Source organism: Pseudarthrobacter sp. S6, from assembly GCF_050156575.1.
GTDB lineage: Bacteria > Actinomycetota > Actinomycetes > Actinomycetales > Micrococcaceae > Arthrobacter.
On record NZ_CP189581.1, the window covers coordinates 1,551,875 to 1,571,333 of the forward strand.

The window sequence follows — 19,459 nt, forward strand, 5'->3', positions numbered from 1 at the left end:
AATGAAATACACTGTCCTCTGAGAAGAGGTCAGGAGTTCGAATCTCCTTGACTCCACACAGTAGAGGGCCTTTCGGCCAGCGGGAACGCTGCCCGAAAGGCCCTTTTTTGGTGGGAAACGCAGAGCTACGTCCTCGCCACCTCAACCCCGGCCTCGGTGGGCCGCGGAATCAGCAGGGACATCAGCAGGGCTGCAACCGTGATCCCGGCGCCAACCAGCATTGCCACAACGTAACCGGCGGCACCGGAACCGGCGTTTGCCTGCAGCGCCGGCATGATGGCGAAGCTCAACCCGGCACCCAGTCCAAATGAGGCGGCATTCATGCCGGGCAGGAATCCGGGGTTGTCCGCCGGGGAGAGCACCACGCCAAGACCGTTGAGCATGATGTTGGCCATGCCCGCATATGTGACGCCCAGGAAGAGGGTGCCGCCAATGAGGAACGTCAGGTTTTGGGTTCCTGCAAGGGCCAGCACCACGATGCCCAGGGTGCTGCCACCCAGGCCGATACGAAGGATGGTCAGGTACCCAAGGGTGGAAGCCAACCTGCCTGCGAACGGTCCCATGATCCAGCCAAGGAGCGCATAGGGCGTCAGCAGGAGCAATGAGGCCATGTCAGCCTTGAGTCCAAAGCCCACGTCGGGGTTTTGCGCCAGCGACATCACCACACCGTTCACCGTTGCGAAAACACCGGTCATGGTGAGGGTGGTTGTCAACAGCATGGCCCACGTTGAACGCTTCTTCATAAGAGCGGGCGTGGCCAGCGGCTGGCGGACGGCGCCTTCAATCTTCCAGAAGAAAACAGCCGACACAATGCCACCAGCCAGCAGGCTGAGAACCAGCATGCCGTTACTTGCCGCGCCCTTGCCGAGCTCATTGACAGCAGTTTGTAGGAATAGGATGGTCACTGCCAGGGCCAGGACGCCCCACCAGTCCATGCGGACGCCCTGCGACGGTTTGGAGTCCGGTACATAGCGGGTGACAAGAACGACGGCGATGACGCCCACCGCAGCGATGACCCAGAAGATCGAGCGGAAACCGAACGCGCTGGCCAGGAATCCGCCGGCGAACGCGTCAATGCCGGCGATTCCACCGTTGACTGCCGTGACGACGCCCATGAGCGTGCCGTACTGCCTCGCATCCTTGACCTTGGTGCGCAGGACCATCAGGCACACCGGCACAATGGCTCCCGAAATTCCCTGAATCATGCGGGCGATGATCAATACCGTGATGTTGGGAGCCATCGCGGCGAGGACGGATCCCAGAACCATGACTCCCACCATGAGGACCAGGATCTTCCGGCGGCCTACGATGTCGCTGAGCCGGGGGAGGAACAATCCAAAGAGAGCCGTGCTGGTGAAGAACGCAGTCTGGGACAGCCCAACCGTGACTTCGCTCGTGTTCAGATCTCCTGCCATCACGACAAGAACGGGGCTAAGCATGCTCGCGTTGAGTTGGAAGGCCACGCAGGCCGCCAGCAGTGCCACCATGAGGGAGATGAGGCCCTTTTTTTCGGCGGGCACGGTGGGCGCAGCGGTGGAGGATTTGGGCATGGCTTTAGCAGGCAATGGGTGCGTCATTGGAACCCTTACTGGTTTTAAGTCTCCACTCCTGTGGAGGGTTGGGGTTAGTCCGGCATGGAAGCGCCAGGCGAGCTCAGCACGCGTGCGGCGTTGGTATGGCCTCCGACGCACGCGGACTTCAGGTCGCCGTTGGCGAGAAATGTTACGAGGAACCCGGCAGCGAAGGCATCGCCTGCTCCGGTGAGGTCCCGGACCTCGGCCACAGGCGGGACGGGGATGGCGATCAAGCCTTCCGGGGCGCCAAGGACCACAGTGGGGTCTGCGCCGGCCTTGGTCACCACTATGGTGTCCGGCAGGAGGTGGAGGTTGGGTCCGGCACCGCCGTCAATGCAGAGTCCAAGAAGCTCGGATTCGCTTTGGTTGCCGATGAGGAAGTTGGGTCGCAATTCCTTCATCAGATCGAGGAATTTGTCCACTCCGTAGTGGGTGAGCATTCCTGTGGAGGAGGCATCGATGGAGACCAAGATGCCCCTTTGACGGGCCCGCGCAATCAGGCCGGTGACGGTGTGGCCCACCGGTTCACCCTTGAAGGTGTAGGCGGGCACATGCAGAAGTTCGACGCCGTCGAGCCACTCATCGGGGACATCCTCCAGCAGAGTGGCGGCTCCACGATAAGGGAGCATGGTGCGTTCGCCGTCCTGGTCGATAAGGATAACGATGGTGCCGGTGGCCCCGCGCCGCTGTACGCGGACATCGATGCCGTCGGCGGCGAGACCGTTGACCAGGGAGTCTCCGAGCGGATCGTCGCCGACACAGCCAATGAACCGTGTGGGCCCGAGGCGGCTGGCGAAACTGGCAACATTTGCCGCACTGCCGCCCCGGGTGTGGAAGATCTCCACTTCGGTGTCCGTACCGTGCCTGATGGGCTCCTCGAGCCACACGATGACATCTTCTACGAGATCTCCAACAATTCCCAGCACGATTTTTAGCCCTTTACTTTGCCAGCGAGGTGGCCAAACGCCCACCCAGCGACACGTTTCCGCGGTATACGTCGATGTTGACTTCCAGGCTGCGGCCATTGGTGTCGCGCTGGATGAAGTCGAGGAGGAATGGGGTGCTGGCATTGCCGGCGATGCCCTGGCGGTCGGCTTCAGCCCAGGCCCGGGTGAGGATGTCTTCGAGTTCCTCCGGGGGAAGCTGCTTGTCTTCCGGCACCGGGTTTGCCAGCAGCACCGATTGGGGCAGCTCGAATTCGTCGCGCGCACGGATGATCGCGGCAGCCTCATCGGTGGTCTCAACAGAGTAGTTAATGCTGAAGCCGGAGTCTGTCACGTAGAAGCCGGGGTACTTGGTGGTGCCGAAGCCGATCACGGGGATGTTGAGGGTTTCGAAGCGCTCCAAGGTGGCCCCAACGTCCAGGATGGACTTCACGCCCGCGCTGATGACAACGATCGGCACCTGGGCCAAGGTGGTCATGTCGGCGGACTCGTCGAAGGTTTCGCTGGCGCCGTGGTGGACGCCGCCCAAGCCGCCGGTGGAGAAGACCTTGACGCCTGCGTGGTGTGCCAGGAATGCGGTTGCCGCAACTGTGGTGCCGCCGTGCACGCCGCGTGCGCGGACCACGGGAAGGTCGCGCAGGCTGACCTTGTCCATGTTGTCCACCTTGGACAGTTCGGTGATCTGCTCGGTGGTCAATCCAACGGTGGGCACGCCGTTGTACACGCCGATGGTTGCCGGGACGACGCCGGCAGCCCGCAGGCTGGCCTCGGCTTCGAGGGCAACCTCAAGGTTGCGGGGGCGGGGAAGTCCGTGGGTGAAGATGGTGGACTCAAGCGCCACAACCGGGCGGTCTTCCCGGACAGCCGACCGGACTTCTTCTGAAACAAAAATGGCATTCGAACCCATGGGAAATCTCTCTATCTCGTCTTACTGCGACCACGATTGAGGTCTCTGTCACCAACGATATTGATCCCATCAAGTAGGATCAAGAAACAAAAATTGGGGTCTTGATAGACTTAGCCTATGAAACTTACATTGCGCCAGGTGGAAATCTTCGTGGCCGTTGCCGAGCACCTGCACTTCGGACGGGCTGCCGAGGCACTGCATATTTCCCAGCCCACGGTGAGCCAGGAAATTGCCCGGCTCGAGAAGGCCCTGGGGCTGCCGCTCTTTGACAGGTCGCGGCGATCGGCCTCGCTGACGCCCGCCGGCGAGGTGATGGCGGCGGAGGGCCGGCTGCTGATGGCGCAGGCGGACGGGCTGGTGGGAAGGGTTCGCCTCTATGAGGAAAGCCGGATGCGCCAAGCCATGGTCGTCGCCTCGCCCAGCGTCATCAACCAGCTGCTCCCGGCCGTCATCAGCCGCGCGGAGCATGTGCTGCCGCACGTTGTCATCACGGAGACCGCTGTCGATACCGGCGCGGTTTCCTCCACCCTGGAGCACGAACACGGCGATATCGGTCTGGGCCGGTTCCTCGATGAGATCGAAGGGTTCACTAAGGAGACCATTGTCAAGGAGCAGGTTTTCGTGGCACTGAGCCGCAACCATCCACTGGCCGCCCGAGCGCATATTGACTTGGGGAAGCTCGAGGACGTGCCGCTGCTGCTGTGGCCCCGCGAACAAAACCCTAGCTACTACGACTACCTGCTGCAGCTCTGCACCGACCGCGGCCTCAGCCCCATGATCCTTGTGAGCCCGCCAAGAATCGTCGGTTCCCGGCGCTACCTGCTCTCGGAGTCGCGCGCGTTTTCGCTGGTTCCGGCGTCTATGGTGGGACACTTGTCCGCGGATCTCATCACACTTCCGCTGGAAAAAACTGCCTCCGTGGCGCTCGAGATGCAATGGCGCACCAGCGACGTCCGGCCGCAACTGAAGACCCTCCGCAAGCTGATTCGCGAGGAAGCGCAGGCACTGGGCCTGATCTGAGTCCGCCGCCTAAACACCCGGCTGGCGGCTGAAGGCCCGGCTCGCCAGGCTCAGTGCGGCAAGAACGACAGCGGCTCCCGTCGCTAGTGCGAATCCAGACATCGAGCCCCAGGACTCAGAAAAAATGCCGCCCACGGCGGTGAAAAGAGCCTGCCCCACGACCAGTGAACCGGCCATCATGGTCATGACCGTGGTGGTGCGCCCGCGCGGGGTCCGCTCATTGGCAATGCTGAACAAGGTCACAATTGTGACTCCAACTCCGGCGCCGGCGGCTGCCAAGGCGAGGGCCGCCGCCGTAATGGTTGGGGCGAAGACCAGTGCGGTTGCGGCCGCGGCGGTGAGGCCGGCGAAGATGAGCCAGCGGGCGTGAAGGGTGAATCTGGCGGGGGCGAAGATGATCAGGACGGCCGTGATGACCGAGCCGATACTCATGCCGCCATAAACGATTCCGGTGGAAAGCTCGTGTCCCTGGTTCTTCATGAACACGGTCAGTGCTGTCAGTGTGGCTCCAAAGAATGCCCCCACCATAAACATGCCAAGCGGCAGGATCATGAGCGGCGCTTGGAAGATGCCGGCCAGTTGGGGTTCCGTGCCAGCGCCCTCGGGGTTTAAGGCGGTTGCGTCGGGCCCGGCGGTTGGATGGAGGGCAAACCAGACGACGAAGATGGCTATCATGGCGGCGGCAACCGCGAGCGGGGCGCCGGCGCCGAGCGCGGTGGCGGCCACGCCCACGGCCACCGGGCCCAGCACAAATGCTGTTTCATCGGCGACGGATTCGTGGCTCATGACGAGCGAGAGCATGCGTACCCGCCTGGCTCCGACGGTGCGTTGGGTCGCAAGGGAAACCAGCCGGGTTCGGGCGAAAGCTGCGACCTGGGGCGCGCTGGCGCCGACCCAAAAAGCCACGGCGCTGAGCCCCCAAAGCGGGGCGCCGGAGTAACCCATGGCCAGAAAGACGAGCAGGGCAATGATGTTGCTGGCGGAGAGCAGCAGAAGCACGGTTCGTTGGCCGTATTTGTCGGCGAGTGATCCAACCAGCGGCCCCGCTGTCGCCGTGCCCACGCCGGCCAAGGCAGATACCAACCCGGCTTCGGCAATTGAGCCCCGGATGCTTGCGGTGAATGTCAGCAGGCCCACCACTGTCATGGCAAAGGGCAGGCGGCTGATGAAGGCCAGCGGAAAATAGACAGGCCCGACGGCAGCGAACAGTTCCATGGCCCGCGACGGGGTGCGGACCGGGGGCGCGGTGGATTGCAGGCCCGCTGGTTCAGCGGCCTTGGTCTGTTCCCTGGTGTTCATGCATGTCCGCTTTCTCTCCGGAACGGCTGCGCTGGAATGCCGGATTCCCGTCCGCACTTCCGTCCCCTTGAGCCTAGGAAATAGAGAGATTCAGAGCAACAATGAAAAATTTCATGATCGATAGCTAAAGACTATCTACCATGGGTGTTGTCGACCTGGGCGAGCTGATTCAAAAGAAACCGGGTGCGGCTTGGCTCCGAAGCCACTCCGCGCAGTTCTCTGTGCAGTCTCGGACTCTGAATCTGTCACACTTCTTGCATCATCGAAAAGTGAGGTCCCTGTGGGCGGTAGGCTGGGTCAATGATGACCGTGCATAAGCTCAGTGCCGGCGACGGATACACGTACTACACGCGTGAAGTCGCTACCGGGGACGAGCTGCGCGCAGGGAACCGTGCACTTGGGGGATTACTACACCGTGGACGGGAACCCTCCCGGTCAGTGGGGCGGCGGCGGAGCTGCCCTCCTGGAGGTTGCAGGGGCGGTGTCCGAGGCGCAGATGAGCGCCCTGTACGGGGAAGGTCTGCACCCGGACGCGGCCGTGAAACTTGCGAAAGACCCGAGCACCAAGGTTGCCCTGGGGCAGCGGTACAAGCGGTTCTCACAGACCGATAACGAGCTTCAGTCACGCATAGACCGCGGCATGGGCGACTACACGCGCATGAACCATGCCGCCCCTGATGCGGATACCAGGCGACTGATCCGCACCAAGGAAGGCGCCCAATACTTCCGCGAGCTCAACGGCAGGAACCCTGCCGATAAGGAAGAGCTCGGCAAGTTCATCACCGCCCAAACCAAACCCGCAGCCCAGGCTGTGGCCGGTTACGACCTGGTATTTGCGCCCGCTAAATCGGTCTCCATTCTGTGGGCCACCGGCGGGGACGAAGCACGCGTCCAGATCGAAGCGGCCCACCACGAAGCCATCGAAGAGACCATGGGCTTCCTGGAAAAAGAAGCGACCTTCACCCGCCGCGGACGCAACGGCGTCCGACAGGAAGACGTTGAAGGCGGACTCGTCTACACCGCTTTCAGGCACTGCGATTCCCGCAACGGTGACCCGCAGCTCCACGATCACATCGTGGTGGCGAACAAGGTCATGGGCGCGGACGGGAAGTGGTCGTCCCTGGACGGGCGGCTGCTCTACCAGTACGGGGTTGCCGCGTCCGAGCACTACAACCGCACCGTGATGGAGAAGGTCTGCGCCCGGCTGGGAGTCGGTGTCAGCCCCCGCAAGGTCACCGGTGACCGGCCCGTCATCGAGATTGCCGGGGTGGCCGTCGCGGCCATTGAAGCCGGATCCTCACGCAGCAACGACATCAAACCTGCCCTGGATAACCTCGTGCAGGAGTTCACCGGGAACCACGGATACGCCCCTCACCAGAAGCAGATGATCGCCCTCGCCCAGCAGGCGACCCTGGCCACCAGGCCGGCGAAAAAGTCAGCCCGCCGCCTCTCGGACCTGGTCACGCAGTGGCGGCAGGAGTTCGCCCGGGTCCCCGGCGTGCTCGTCGGGCCGGCCGCCGTTGAAGCTGCCCGTGCGCACCGCTACGACGCCCGGAACGCCGCGGACCGGAACAACACACCATTGGTCACCCACGCCGATGAAGTGGATCCGGCCGTTGAAGCCGCCCAGGTGATCCGCACCCTGGAACGGTCCCGCGGTACCTGGGGAGAGCACCACATCGACGCCGAAACGCGCCGCCGGCTCGGGTCCAGGTTCGCGGAACTGACCATCCCGAAAGAACTCATTGAGCAGGTCAAGGCCCGCGCCATTGACCAGTTCTCGCTCCGCATCACCACCGATGTTCCCGGCCCCGGGCCGGAAGCATTGCGCCTGCGCAACGGTGCCAGCCGGTACGGGAAAGTCCACTCCACGCTCTATACCTCGTCCGGTGTCCTGCACAGTGAGGACCGGTTGCTGACAGCCGCGCAGCGGACTGTTATCCCCGCAGCGACCACCGAATTTTTCGCCACGGCCGCTGCGTCCCAGGAGAAGACGTTCGATGCCGGGCAGCTGCGGATGGCGAGCGTATTTGCGTGCAGTGACAAGCTCTTGGTCATCGGTGTTGGTCCTGCCGGTGCGGGTAAAACCACCGCGCTGAAACTCGCAGCCGACACGATCCGCGCCGCCGGAGGCAACGTCATTGGCCTTGCCCCGACGGCGGCGGCCGCCGCGGTGATGGGTAAGGAACTGGGAGCGAACGCGAGCACCATCGACTCCTTTGTCCTCGGGCACCGGAACCACAGCCCGAACCGGATCCTACTGAACCCGGGGGACGTCCTGTTCATCGATGAGACACGATGACCTCACAGGTTTACACCGCCTGGGAAAAGGACACCACTGCCGGTAAGCACTCGGTCATGATGGCCTTCGACAATGCCACTGTCACGGACTTGAACGCCCGCGCCCAGGCCTACCGCCTCGGTACCGGTGCACTGGCGGAGGGGCCGGCCGCTGCGCTGCGTGACGGGCTCGCCGCCCGGCCCGGCGACGTCGTCGTCACCCGGAAGAACGACCGTCGCCTGAGCGTGAACCACGGCAAAGACTTCGTGAAAAACAACGACGTATGGACCGTGACCGAAGTCCACCCCGGCGGGGCCATGACCGTCCGCCACCAGGACCACAACGGCACCATCACCTTGCCCGCGGCGTACGTGCGGGAGAACGCGATGCTCGGCTACGCAGCAACGATCCACCGCACCCAGGGCATGACGTGCGATACCACCCACGCGATGATCGGCTCAGGCCTCTCCCGCGCCCTCGCCTACGTCGCAGCGTCCCGCTGCCGGGAATCGAACCACCTGTACGGTGTCCTCGCCGACGGCGAAACCCTCACCGATGTGCTGCGCACTGTGGCAGGAAACCACGACGGGAACCTCACCGCACACGAACAGATCGACGCCGCCCGGGCAGTCGCCCGGTCCCTGCCGGAGATGGTCTCCGTCTATCAGGACATTGATGACCAGGCCAACGAACTACGGATGGCCAACACCGCCCGGACCATCCTGGGCGAACGAACCGCGGAGCCGTTCATCGCCTCCGACGCCTGGGGAGCTGTCGCGACCCATCTGCGCCACGCGGAATCCGAAGGCTTCAGCCTGACCAACCTTCTCACCGACGCCACCGGGACACCGTTCGAGGAATCCCAGGATCCCGGGGCTGTCCTGGCCTGGCGGGTCGAGGACAAACTCGACTACTGGCGCACCCGCGCCCAAACCCCGGCCCGCCGGCCTCTTGAAGCCGTCAGCGATCAGGCACTGGCACGCCTCGCCCGCCGCGCCACCGCGGACCTGATGCGCGCCCGCGCAGACACCGGCACGAACCCTGCCACCGCCCCCGACCGCCGGGACCTGGCCCGGAACTGGTTGAAGGAAACCAAGGAAACCCCGTGGCAGTACCTACCGGATCCCCGACTCCGACACCACCGTGATCCCGGACCAGTACACCCAGCAGGGAACCGGGGCCGAACTGAGATTCCGCGTTACCGCCATGCACAAATACTCCGCGCAGACCGCCAAGGAGCCCCTGGCAGGCGCTGACGCAGCACTCATGGCAGAGGCCGCTAACGTGGAAGCGACCGTCGCCGAAACACCCACACCCGCCGAGCAGGTCGTGGACCAGCTGCGCCAGGAACGGTCCCAGGACACCACCCTGACCCCGGAACAGGAACGAGCCGAACGCATCGCCGCGATGGCACGCCGCATCAAGGGCACCAGCAACACGTCCACGCCCGAACAATCCCCGGAAGCAGTCACCGAAGCCATGAAAGACATCGCCGAACGCCGGCGAGCTGAGAAAGACACCCAACCAGCAGCGCCGGCAGAGTCTCTGCGCGACCGGCTGGCCCGGGTACGGCAGGAAACCGAGGCCACGTTAGGCCAGACGCCAAACGCCGCCGAGAAGATCCGCCAAGCACAACAAGCCCAGGAAGCCGAGGACGCCAAGCGGCGGGCACAACAGACCGGCCCCGCAACAGGACCCGAAGCAGGACGCCGAGGACCACGGCTATAAACACGAGGGGTTGCGCACACAAGTAGTTGGTTGGGTGCAAGTCCTGCGCCTCACGTCCTCCGGTCCATTGACATGGGTACAACGGAGTCGGGCCTCCGCGACAGCGTGGTTAAGCCCAGTACATCAATGTCTACCGGAATCTATCGTTTTGCTATAGTCGCTTATATTCGACTAGACATTCGTAGAGATGAGGCACCGTGGATCCCGTATCGAATCCCTACTCGCCCGGAGCAGGACGAAAACCGGCGGCCCTTGTCGGACGCGACCAGCCCCGCCGGGATTGGCAGGTTGCCATCGAGCGTGTTGAAGCAGGCAGAACGGCTCAGCCTTTCGTTCTTTACGGGTTGAGGGGAGTGGGCAAGACAGTTCTGCTCTCGGATTTCCGCCGGTCCGCGAGTGACCGGGACTGGCTGGTCGCACAAGTCGAAGCGGGCGCCGGCAAGGCACTGCGCGAGGCGCTGGGAGAAGCCCTTCACGCGCCTCTTGCCGATCTGGCACGCCCGTCGGCCGGGCGCCGACTACTGAAAGCCTTGAAGACAGCCGTCAGCTTCAAAGCATCTTATGACCAGAGCGGAACCTGGAACTTCGGTCTGGACCTTGCAGGAGCCTCCGGTGGGGGAGCGGACACCGGCGTCCTCGAAACCGACCTCCGCAAGCTCATCCACGACCTGGCATCAGCTGCAGAGGAGGAGAACGTCGGCCTCGCCATCCTGATTGACGAAGCTCAGGATCTTGATCAGGCCGAACTAATAGCGCTCTGCGCCATCGCCCACGCCGCCGCCCAAGATGACTGGCGCGTACTTTTCGCCTTTGCCGGCCTGCCGAGCCTGCCCAGAGTCCTCGCGGAAGCGAAATCCTATGCCGAACGGTTCAACTACGGAAAAATCGAGGAACTCCGCGGACCCGTCGCCTCGCAAGCATTGACGAAGCCCGCAGCCGAGGATGGGGTCCAGTGGGAGGACTCCGCCGTCGCTCTCATCGTCAACGAAAGCGCTGGCTACCCGTACTTCCTGCAACAATTCGGACAGGACACATGGAACGCCGCCACCGGCATGAGCATCACATACGAGGACGCCCGCGTCGGTGCAGCTAACGGCCGGGCAGCCCTGGACAGCGGATTCTTCCGCGCCCGATGGGACCGGGCCACCCGAGCCGAACAGAACTACCTCAGGGCCATGGCCGAAGACAGCGACAAAGGCAGCTCATCCGGGGAAATAGCAGCGCGCCTGGGACGTAGTCCGGCAAGTTTCGGCCCGATTCGCGCAAACCTGATCGCGAAGGGCCTCGTCTACGCTCCCGAACATGGAGTCATCGCCTTCACCGTCCCAGGAATGGCGTCCTTCATCAAACGCCAATCCAATTGAGCCTTGAGCTGCCGTGAGATGCCAGAACACCACGACGTCTCATCTCCGAACTTGCTCCTCCAACACAGCCGGCATTGACTCGCCAGGGCGGGGAATGCTAGCCTTAACTAAGCCCTTCTCATGTCCTGTCATACTGTCAGCTTGACATAAGATCCGTTATCGGCGCTTAAAAATGGGCGGGAGAGTGGCCGAAAAAGGGGCTTTCTGTCGCTTGCCAATCTTGTTGGCGAATTGCCAATTGATCTGGCGAATCTTGTCAGCCATCTGGCGAGTCATCCCCGCCAGGACCCTCGAGCCACTCGAAGGCGGCCCAACAGCCAGCGGCACGCCCAATCCCGCCACAAATGACACTGGTTAACTCCGTGAACCCCGGTTCTCGCCAAGAACCCTGTCAACGAAACTGACCCATCACGTGCGGCCCGCCCCTGCCCTGACTGCAAGCTACGTTGTCAATTTCGCCAACTACACTGGCAAGCCACACTTTCCTTGTCGATTGCCAAGACAGTTGGCCAATTGACAGGCTAGTTGGGGACTATCTCATTAACGGTGTATCCGGCGTTTTCATTTAGTAGCTTTCAGCTGCCGGGAATCGGTCGCTGAAAGTGATGGCGAAGGCGTTCAAAGCGGGCTTCCAACGCACGGCCCATCGGGTCTTGCCGGCACCGGTCGGATCGAGGGATCGGGTGACCAGATACAGGCACTTTAGCGCAGCCTGCTCGGTGGGGAAATGACCCCGGGCCTTGACGGCGCGCCGGTATCTGGCGTTGAGGGCTTCGATCGCGTTGGTCGAGCAGATCACGCGCCGGATTTCCACGTCGTAGTCCAGGAACGGGATGAACTCCTCCCACGCGTTCTCCTACAGCCGCACGATCGCCCCGTATTTCCTGCCCCAGCGCTCCGTGAGCTCCTCGAATGCCGCTCTGGCCGCCGCAGCGTTCACGGCGGTGTAGATGGGCCTCACGTCCCGTTTGAGAGCGTCCCAGTCCTTCTTCGAAGCCAGCCGGAAGGTATTCCGGATCAGGTGGATGATGCAGGTCTGAACGATCGTGAGCGGCCAGACGTTGGTGACGACTTCGGGCAGGCCTTTGAGCCCGTCGCAGACCAGGAAGAAAGTGTCTTTCACGCCGCGGTTCTTGATGTCGGTCAGCACGCTCATCCAGAACTCCGCGCCCTCCCCACCGGTCCCGGCCCAAAGGCCCAGGATGTCCTTCTCACCCTCCAGGGTGACCCCGATGGCGGCGTAAATCGGGCGGTTGGCGACCTGCCCGTCCCGTCGCACCATAGATCTCGGCGAAGTGCGCGCTGATTTCTCCCGTGGTCAGGCCCTGGGCGTAGAGCGAGAGGACCATCTCATCAACCCCGGTCAGGCGGCGCTGGCGCTTCTTGACGATGACCGGTGTGAACGTGCCGTCCCGGTCCCGCGGCACGTCCACCTCCACCGGGCCGGTGGTCTCCGTCAACACCGTTTTGGGGCGCACCCCGTTGCGGGAGTTCGCTGTCTGCTTCCCGGCCGTATCGTGCTTTTCATATCCGAGATGCTCGGTCATTTCCTCATCGAGCGCGGTCTCGATCACGGTCTTGGTCAGCTGCTTGAGCAGACCATCGGGACCGGTCAGGGACAAGCCCTGTTCCTTCGCCATCCTGACCAGCTCGCGGGCAGCGTCGGCCTCGGATATTTCTTTTTTCTTCTCAGCGGTTTTCGTACTCGGCACAGCCTCAAGTTTTGCGGCCATATCGGGCTCCTCCCCGCCAGGCTCACCGCCCGGCGTGTCGAGCCAGATACGCCGTTAATTCCACAGTCCCGCTAGTTGGCCAAACTGGCCAAGGGGTGTCGTTGGTGGTGGGTTGTGAGCGTTCGGTGGAAGCATTGTTGAATGCATGAGGTAGCTGGCCCGCACCTCGCTGACTCCGCAGCCGATGCAGGTCTTCCACGGGTGTCCGTAGGCCGGTAGAGTCTCGTCCTGTCGGCCGTATCCTGGCCTGGGTGCACCCTTGGGTATCCGATGGGCGTAGTCCCGTGACAGTAAAGGCGCCGCGGGAAAATATCCCGCGGCGCCTGAGTTTTTACTGTCTGAATCGTGCTCTCTGTTGGTTCGGGTCCCGCCTACGCCGCAACGACTGCAGTCGCGGGCTCACTGAGCAGTTCACTTGCGAGGTCGACGGCCAGATCTTCGACGACCTGTCGGTACAGCAGCCCGCCCTTGGCTGCGCTGGAGCCCGCAGCCGATGAGAGGCAACCGGTGGCGGGTGTCCGCTCCGGCACCACCGGGAGCCTGTCGAAGCGCGGCAGGACCGCGGCAGGGCCGTCGACCAGGCGGTCAATGGCTACCTGGGCCGGTTCGAGGTGGAGCATGAGCGAAGTTTCCAGGACCCCGCCGTGCTCGATGTCCCAGCCCGGGAAGCCACCGGGATAGACCTGCCCCAGCGTGTCCTCGCTGACGAAGTCCCAATACGACAGCAGCAGCACGCTCTGCTCTGCCCCGGGCTTGATGCCCAATTCCTCAAGGGCAAGATCGATTCCCTCGTACAGGAACTGGTAGTTCTCGAAGTGGCCGTTGATGAATACCACGTGCCGGATGCCCTGGTTGAGGAAGGACTTGACCAGGTTGCGGGCCACTCCGGTAAGGGTGGCGCCGTCCAGGCTGGTCGTACCGGTGAGGTGGTTGCCTCCGCCGGACTTCTGCTGCGATTTGTACCCGTACGCGATCGGCTGGGCAACAAGTCCACCCAGCCGCCGGGCAACACCCTCCGCGAAGTGGGATGACAGGATGGTGTCGGTTCCCAGCGGAAGGTGTGGACCGTGCTGCTCCAGGGACCCGACGGGAATGAGGACGATTGCGTCCCCGGACGCCAGGACTTCGCGGTAGGCGAAAGCATCCATGTCTTCCAGAAATACTGACTTTTCCATGCTGGTGGTGCTCCTCGTTAAGTACAGTGTGGAAATAGCGCCGGTTGCCGCCGAGTATCAGGCGCCGGCGATGGTGCGGGCCGGGGCCGGGGCCGGTGCCGGTGCCGTGGTTGCGTCGGCGCTGGTCAGGTGCAGGTAATGGCGGTGATAGCGCGGTCCCATGATGGCGTAGGCTGCGGCGCTGGTCAGGCCGCCGGCGAGCCAGGAGAGGTCCCAGCCGCCGAGGGCCACGGCGATGGGTCCCTGCATGGCCGGTACCAGTCCGTACATGAACAGCCAGGTGGAGAAGATGCCGATCAGCAGGGATGCGATGCCGGCCGGGTTCACGCCGGGCAGGCGCTTGGTGCCGACGGCGTCGAACAGCCGGGTGGGGTCGCCGGGCCAGCGCTTCTCGATCCAGAAGTAGTGGACCAGCATGACTCCGCCCCAGGCTGCTACCCAGGCGACGAGGCCGATCAGCCACGCGTCTAGGACGGCGGCGAAGTCTTCCTGGAAGATGAAGAAGACGACGGCTGCGAGGGAGAAGACTCCGACGAACAGGTTGAGCTTGCGGCGGCTGATGGTGATGTCCAGCGCCTGAGTGGCTACGGAGAAGGTGTAGATGTTCAGGATGTTGGTGGCGATCGGTCCGTGCAGGACCATCAGCAGCACCGGGAGTGCCATGACGCCGAAGTTCTGTACGATCAGCTTGCCGGGGTCGATCTCACCGCTGTTGGTGGCCAGGCTGGCGCCGAGAATTCCGAGCCAGACGACGGGGATGAACTGGCCCAGCACGGAGGCCAGGTAGAGCTTGCGCTTGGGGACTTCGGTGCTGACGAAGCGGGAGTAGTCGGCGGCGTAGGTGAACCAGGTGATGCCCCAGCCGATGCCGATGGCCGTCATGACTGCGCTCATCGCGGCGATCCGTTCGGAGCCTTCGAGGATGTTGCCGGCGGGGCCGGCGTAGGTCCAGTTGATCTTCATGCCGAACCAGGCGACGACGGACATCACGGCGAGGATGATGATGGTCGGCGGGACGGTCCACTTTTCGAACGCCGCGATCGCCTTGTAGCCGAACCAGGCGATAGCGACCTGCGCGGCCATGATGGCGGTGGCCACGCCGATCTTCCAGGCATAGTTGTGGGCTGTCGGGTCCACCCAGCCGAGGGTGCCGAAGAGTGCCATGACGAGGTCCAGGATGATCCAGGTGTTGACGGCGCACCAGCCGATGACCAGCAGGGCCTGGATGGCTGCCGGCAGGTAGTTCCCCTGCCGGCCGAAGGCGGCCCGGGCCAGTACCATGCCGGTGGCCCCGGTCTTTTGGCCGAGGAGCACAAAGCAGCCGAAGAGCAGCATGCCGATCAGGTTCCCCAGAACCAGAACGATGACTGTGTCGGAGAATCCGAGGCCGAGGTGGATGCCGAGGGCGCCGAGTACCCAGTTGATCGGGGCGAGGTTGGCGCCGGCCCAGATCCAGAATTGACCGGAGACTTTCCGGGTTCGCTGGGACTCGGGAATGGGCTGGAGCCAGGCCTCGTGGTCTATGTGGTCCTCGTTGACCACTGGACCGGCGGGCATCGCTGGGGATTGTTCACGCATTGGAGCCTCCGTGAGAGTTTTAGGTCCTTCAAGGCTATGTGGCACGCACCACATCTAGCTACATGTAATGTGTCTAGTTAATGCTTGTTCTATGCGACGGAGCGTCATGACAATACGCCTTCAGGATGTCCTGAACCACCCGACGCTGTCCGTCGCTGACCCCGTCATCCGGGCCGCGGCCGGCAGAGCGGCCGGCACACAGCTCCGCTGGATCCACTCCAGTGAAATTCTGGACATCGCTCCCCTGCTCGACGGCGGGGAGCTGCTGCTGACGGGAGGCGAGGCTTTGGCTTCCGTCTCCGAGGAACGGCAGATTATGTACGTCCGCCAGCTGGCAGAGCGGGGCGTGGCCGCCCTGGCCATCGAAACCGGTGTCACCCTCCCCTCGCTCCCGTCCGCGATGGTGTCGGCCGCCGAGGCAGCCGGCCTTCCGCTAATCGAACTCCGCAAAGTGGTGCCGTTTGTTGGTGTGATGCAGGCCATCAACTCAAAACTGGTCAGCGAGTCGGTGGCCCAGTTGCGGCGGGCGGACGAGGCGAGCCACGCAATGGCCGTCGAACTGGCGCACGGCGGCAGCCTGGACCGGATCCTCGCGGTGCTCGCCGGCATCATCAATGCCGAAGTGACGTTAGTTTCCCTCGCGGGCGCAACGCTCGCCAGCGCGACGCCGGGCGTCGCCGACGAAGACGCTGAAATTGCCGGCTCAGCTCCCGCCGGCCAGGTTCACGCCGGTCTGATCCACATTGACGTGCCGGTGCGCGGCATCCTTGCGGCGCAGCTAGTGCTCCGGGTCCCGGCGCACGAGGACGAAAACCTTGCCCGCACTGCCGGAAAACGCTCGGTGGATATCCTGGCCCTGGCCATGCTGCAACGGATGTCGCCCGGCCTCCGGGAGGTTGCGGTAGCTGCCCTGATCCGCGCGATTGATTCCGGCAGCCAGCCGTGGCGGCTGCAGCAGTTGGCCTCGGCAGCCGGAATCCCGGCGTCCGTCCCGCTGGTGGCCGTGGTGGTCCGGTCAGATACCTCTCCGCAGTTGCGGACGTCGGTGGAGCAGTTGCTGGCCCGGGCGGCGCACTCCCACGCCACTTACGTCGACAACGCTGAGCTTCTCGCGGTGGCGAACCTTGGCGGCGACAATCCGGACGAGTGCCGGAAAAAGCTTATAGCCGGTCTGTTGGAGCTCCCGGTCCTGGCCAGAACGCTCGCGGCTGTTGGCCCCTTGGTGGCCGGAGTTTCGGATGCTCCCTGGTCGCTGTCCGAGGCCAAGCTCACCCTGGAATTGGCCGCTTCTCGGGAACAGTCCCGTTCCGAAACTGGCGGCGCGCACCATCCCGTCGTTGACGCGGAGGCGTTCGCCGTGGAGCGGCTCGCCGTTCAATCGCTGGACCCCTATCAACGGCGGAATTTTGTGCGCCAGCAGCTGGGGTCGCTCCTGGATCATGATGCACGCCGCAACTCGCGGCTGCTCGAGACTCTGGAAACGTGGCTGGATTGCGGCTGCAACACCGCCCAGGCGGCGAGGGAGCTGCATCTGGAACGGCAGTCGATGCACCAGCGGCTGCGGCGGATCTTCGAGCTCTGCGGCGGTGATCCCCGGGAAACGGGACGGCTGGCCGCCTTGCATTTAGCCACCCTGCTCGCACGGCTCGTCTGAGGAGCAACCCCCATTGAGCCTCGCCGCCGCCCGGGGCTGCCCTCAGCCCTGGCTTTGGTTGGCGAGTTCCGGGTTTCCGCCCAGCCGCGTGGTGACCTGGTCCGCGGCTGCGGCGCACGCCTCGCCCAGGCGTTGCAGCCGGTCGCGGGAGACGCGGAAACGTGGGGCCGGGATCAGGACGCTGGCCACAATGTCGCCGCGGTGGTCATAGACGGGGGCGGCGACGCCGACTTCGTCGATGGAGGATTCGCCGTAGTTGATGGCCCAGCCGCGGCGGGATACGTCGCCGAGTTTGATCTGGTATCCGTCGAGGCTGGCATCGTCCAGCCCCGGGTAGGTGATGGCTCCGCTGCGCAGCAGGGCTTTGACCCGCTCTGCGGGTTCGGCGGAAACGAAGACCTGGACCGATGCGCTCATGGCGTCCCGGTACCGGGCGCCCAGCGGGGTGGTGTGTTTGATCTGGTGGTGGCTGGCGATTTGTTCCACGCACATCGATTCGGTGCCGTTCCACACCGTGAGGGCGCTGGTTTCGCCGGTTTGTTCGGTGAGTTCGCGCAGCACCGGGTAGGCCACGCGCCGTTCTTCCAGTTCGGCGAGCAGCGGACCGGCAATGGCGATCAGTCCCAGGCCGAGACGGAAGCGGCGGGTTTCCGGGTCACGTTCCACCAGGTGTTCCTGTTCGAAGGTGGCCAGGATCCGGGAAACGGTGCTTTTGTGCAGACCGACCCGGTTGGCGATCTCGGTGACTCCGAGCAGCGGCTCGTCGGCAGTGAAGGTCCGCAGCACGGCGATGGCGTTGACGATGACGGAGGTGCCTTTGGTGTCGCCGTTTCCGTTGATCTCCGGGGATTCTTCTTGACTCATGGTGGTCCATCGTTCCGTACAGAGGCCGAAAAAGCGGCGCCACGTGGGACGTGGCGCCGCTTGTTCGCGGAGCAGGGGCGGTTAGGCGCCGATGATGTTGTATTCCGGGCCGAAGGGGAACTTGGTGATGTTCTCGGCCCCGTCTTCGCCGACCACCAGGATGTCGTGCTCGCGGTATCCGCCGGCGCCGGGCTGGCCGTCCAGGACGGTGATCATCGGTTCCATGGAGACGACCATGCCCGGTTCCAGCACGGTGTCGATATCCTCGCGGAGCTCGAGCCCGGCCTCCCGGCCGTAGTAGTGGCTCAGGACGCCGAAGGAGTGGCCGTAGCCGAAGGTCCGGTTGGCCAGCAGACCATGACCCACGTAGATTTCGTTCAGTTCGGCCGCGATGTCCTTGCAGACGGCTCCCGGCTTGATGAGTTCCAGACCCCGCTTGTGGACCTCAACGTTGATGTTCCACAGTTCCAGGGAGCGTGCGTCGGGTTCGCCGTAGAACAGGGTGCGTTCCAGGGCGGTGTAGTAGCCGGAAGTCATGGGGAAGCAGTTCAGGGACAGGATGTCGTGTTCCTGTATTTTGCGGGTGGTGGCCCAGTTGTGGGCGCCGTCGGTGTTGATGCCGGACTGGAACCAGACCCAGGTGTCGCGGATTTCGGAGTCCGGGAAGGTCCGTGCAATTTCGTGGACCATGGCTTCGGTGCCGATCAGGGCGACCTCGTACTCGGTGATCCCGGCGGTGATGGCGTTGCGGATAGCTTCGCCGCCCAGGTCACCAATGCGGGCGCCGTGCTTGATGACCTCGATCTCCTCAGCCGACTTGATCATCCGCTGGCGCATGGCCGCCTGCGCGACGTCGACCAAAGTGGCGGATTCAAAGGCTGCCTGGATCTTGTTGCGGTTGTCCAGCGGCAGCGAATCGTCCTCGACACCGATTCGACGCGGGGAAATGCCGCGGGTGCGGAGCGCCTCCTGGATGGCGAAGATGTAGTTGTCCCGGCGCCAGTCTGTGTAAATCACGTTGTCACCGTAGCTGCGGCGCCACGGCATACCGGCGTCGATGTTGGCCGTGACGGTCACGGTGTCGTCCTTGGTGACCACCATGGCATAGGAGCGGCCGAAGGAGGTGAAGAGAAAGTCGGAGTAGTACTTGATGGAGTGGTAGCTGGTCAGAACGACGGCGTCCAGGCTCTTCTCCGCCATGATTCGGCGCAACCCTGAAAGCCGGCGCTCAAATTCGGTATCGGAGAAGGTGAGGCTGACCTTCTTGCCATTGTTCAGGACCTTGAGGCGCTCCAGCTTGGTGACGTCGTTGGCGGCTTCGGTTTGCGTGCTGGTCAT

14 protein-coding genes and 1 pseudogene are annotated in these 19,459 nt (G+C 63.6%); 6 read left to right on the forward strand and 9 right to left on the reverse strand.

Annotation, left to right across the window (positions count from 1 at the left end):
* Positions 1 to 125 precede the first annotated feature (125 nt).
* From ACQCS0_RS07565 to ACQCS0_RS07575, 3 genes are read right to left on the reverse strand one after another with little or no spacing between them, the layout of a single operon-like run.
* Positions 126 to 1,577 carry an MFS transporter gene (locus ACQCS0_RS07565; protein ID WP_354155550.1) on the reverse strand — a complete coding sequence of 484 codons (1,452 nt, stop codon included), beginning with the start codon at positions 1,575 to 1,577 and terminating at the stop codon, positions 126 to 128.
* Between the two features lie 47 nt (positions 1,578 to 1,624).
* A complete protein-coding gene (locus ACQCS0_RS07570; protein ID WP_354155549.1) occupies positions 1,625 to 2,500 on the reverse strand; it encodes a PfkB family carbohydrate kinase in 876 nt (291 codons plus the stop codon).
* Positions 2,501 to 2,513: 13 nt separating this feature from the next.
* The gene (locus tag ACQCS0_RS07575) at positions 2,514 to 3,425 is read right to left on the reverse strand and encodes a pseudouridine-5'-phosphate glycosidase (protein WP_354155548.1); all 912 of its coding nucleotides are present in this window, start codon (positions 3,423 to 3,425) and stop codon (positions 2,514 to 2,516) included.
* A gap of 117 nt (positions 3,426 to 3,542) precedes the next feature.
* Between ACQCS0_RS07575 and ACQCS0_RS07580 the strand changes: the two genes are divergently transcribed.
* Positions 3,543 to 4,445 (forward strand): LysR family transcriptional regulator, encoded by a 903-nt coding sequence (locus ACQCS0_RS07580; RefSeq protein ID WP_354155547.1) that lies wholly within the window; start codon positions 3,543 to 3,545, stop codon positions 4,443 to 4,445.
* A 9-nt stretch (positions 4,446 to 4,454) separates the two neighbouring features.
* Here ACQCS0_RS07580 and ACQCS0_RS07585 read toward each other — a convergent pair whose 3' ends face one another.
* A complete protein-coding gene (locus ACQCS0_RS07585; protein WP_354155546.1) occupies positions 4,455 to 5,744 on the reverse strand; it encodes an MFS transporter in 1,290 nt (429 codons plus the stop codon).
* A 391-nt stretch (positions 5,745 to 6,135) separates the two neighbouring features.
* Between ACQCS0_RS07585 and mobF the strand changes: the two genes are divergently transcribed.
* The 4 genes from mobF to ACQCS0_RS07605 all read left to right on the forward strand — a co-directional run bounded on the left by mobF (position 6,136) and on the right by ACQCS0_RS07605 (position 11,117).
* Positions 6,136 to 8,046, forward strand: a complete 1,911-nt coding sequence (gene mobF, locus ACQCS0_RS07590) for a MobF family relaxase (RefSeq protein ID WP_426940167.1) — start codon at positions 6,136 to 6,138, stop codon at positions 8,044 to 8,046.
* On the forward strand, positions 8,043 to 9,281 hold the full coding sequence (locus ACQCS0_RS07595) for a hypothetical protein (protein ID WP_426940168.1): 1,239 nt from the start codon (positions 8,043 to 8,045) through the stop codon (positions 9,279 to 9,281). Before mobF ends, ACQCS0_RS07595 begins: the two co-directional genes overlap by 4 nt.
* Positions 9,232 to 9,753 (forward strand): hypothetical protein, encoded by a 522-nt coding sequence (locus tag ACQCS0_RS07600; protein WP_426940169.1) that lies wholly within the window; start codon positions 9,232 to 9,234, stop codon positions 9,751 to 9,753. The genes ACQCS0_RS07595 and ACQCS0_RS07600 overlap by 50 nt, the downstream gene beginning before the upstream one ends.
* Before the next feature lie 197 nt (positions 9,754 to 9,950).
* A complete protein-coding gene (locus ACQCS0_RS07605; protein ID WP_354155542.1) occupies positions 9,951 to 11,117 on the forward strand; it encodes an ATP-binding protein in 1,167 nt (388 codons plus the stop codon).
* A 565-nt stretch (positions 11,118 to 11,682) separates the two neighbouring features.
* Here the strand turns inward: ACQCS0_RS07605 and ACQCS0_RS07610 are convergent.
* From ACQCS0_RS07610 to ACQCS0_RS07620, 3 genes and pseudogenes are all read right to left on the reverse strand, one after another.
* A pseudogene (locus ACQCS0_RS07610) lies at positions 11,683 to 12,850 on the reverse strand (IS256 family transposase).
* A gap of 371 nt (positions 12,851 to 13,221) precedes the next feature.
* Positions 13,222 to 14,025: a creatininase gene (locus tag ACQCS0_RS07615; protein WP_354155541.1), complete on the reverse strand. Its 804-nt coding sequence runs from the start codon at positions 14,023 to 14,025 to the stop codon at positions 13,222 to 13,224.
* Between the two features lie 57 nt (positions 14,026 to 14,082).
* Entirely contained in the window at positions 14,083 to 15,603 is a 1,521-nt protein-coding gene (locus ACQCS0_RS07620) for a purine-cytosine permease family protein (RefSeq protein ID WP_426940170.1), read from the reverse strand.
* 106 nt (positions 15,604 to 15,709) lie between these two features.
* On the opposite strand from ACQCS0_RS07620, the gene ACQCS0_RS07625 reads away from it, so the two are divergent.
* Positions 15,710 to 17,257 carry a PucR family transcriptional regulator ligand-binding domain-containing protein gene (locus tag ACQCS0_RS07625; protein WP_354155540.1) on the forward strand — a complete coding sequence of 516 codons (1,548 nt, stop codon included), beginning with the start codon at positions 15,710 to 15,712 and terminating at the stop codon, positions 17,255 to 17,257.
* A 42-nt stretch (positions 17,258 to 17,299) separates the two neighbouring features.
* On the opposite strand, the gene ACQCS0_RS07630 is transcribed toward ACQCS0_RS07625, so the two are convergent.
* Both ACQCS0_RS07630 and ACQCS0_RS07635 read right to left on the reverse strand, forming a co-directional pair.
* Positions 17,300 to 18,121: an IclR family transcriptional regulator gene (locus ACQCS0_RS07630; protein WP_354155539.1), complete on the reverse strand. Its 822-nt coding sequence runs from the start codon at positions 18,119 to 18,121 to the stop codon at positions 17,300 to 17,302.
* A gap of 81 nt (positions 18,122 to 18,202) precedes the next feature.
* Positions 18,203 to 19,459: an aminopeptidase P family protein gene (locus ACQCS0_RS07635; protein WP_354155538.1), complete on the reverse strand. Its 1,257-nt coding sequence runs from the start codon at positions 19,457 to 19,459 to the stop codon at positions 18,203 to 18,205.

What these genes read in the sequence shown, in the direction of transcription:
- ACQCS0_RS07565 (WP_354155550.1), bottom strand. Translation starts at nt 1,577, where the DNA reads ATGACGCACCCATTGCCTGCTAAAGCCATGCCCAAATCCTCCACCGCT.
- ACQCS0_RS07575 (WP_354155548.1), bottom strand. Translation starts at nt 3,425, where the DNA reads ATGGGTTCGAATGCCATTTTTGTTTCAGAAGAAGTCCGGTCGGCTGTC.
- ACQCS0_RS07580 (WP_354155547.1), top strand. Translation starts at nt 3,543, where the DNA reads ATGAAACTTACATTGCGCCAGGTGGAAATCTTCGTGGCCGTTGCCGAG.
- ACQCS0_RS07585 (WP_354155546.1), bottom strand. Translation starts at nt 5,744, where the DNA reads ATGAACACCAGGGAACAGACCAAGGCCGCTGAACCAGCGGGCCTGCAA.
- ACQCS0_RS07595 (WP_426940168.1), top strand. Translation starts at nt 8,043, where the DNA reads ATGACCTCACAGGTTTACACCGCCTGGGAAAAGGACACCACTGCCGGT.
- ACQCS0_RS07600 (WP_426940169.1), top strand. Translation starts at nt 9,232, where the DNA reads ATGCACAAATACTCCGCGCAGACCGCCAAGGAGCCCCTGGCAGGCGCT.
- ACQCS0_RS07615 (WP_354155541.1), bottom strand. Translation starts at nt 14,025, where the DNA reads ATGGAAAAGTCAGTATTTCTGGAAGACATGGATGCTTTCGCCTACCGC.
- ACQCS0_RS07620 (WP_426940170.1), bottom strand. Translation starts at nt 15,603, where the DNA reads ATGCGTGAACAATCCCCAGCGATGCCCGCCGGTCCAGTGGTCAACGAG.
- ACQCS0_RS07625 (WP_354155540.1), top strand. Translation starts at nt 15,710, where the DNA reads ATGACAATACGCCTTCAGGATGTCCTGAACCACCCGACGCTGTCCGTC.
- ACQCS0_RS07630 (WP_354155539.1), bottom strand. Translation starts at nt 18,121, where the DNA reads ATGAGTCAAGAAGAATCCCCGGAGATCAACGGAAACGGCGACACCAAA.
- ACQCS0_RS07635 (WP_354155538.1), bottom strand. Translation starts at nt 19,459, where the DNA reads ATGACCAGCACGCAAACCGAAGCCGCCAACGACGTCACCAAGCTGGAG.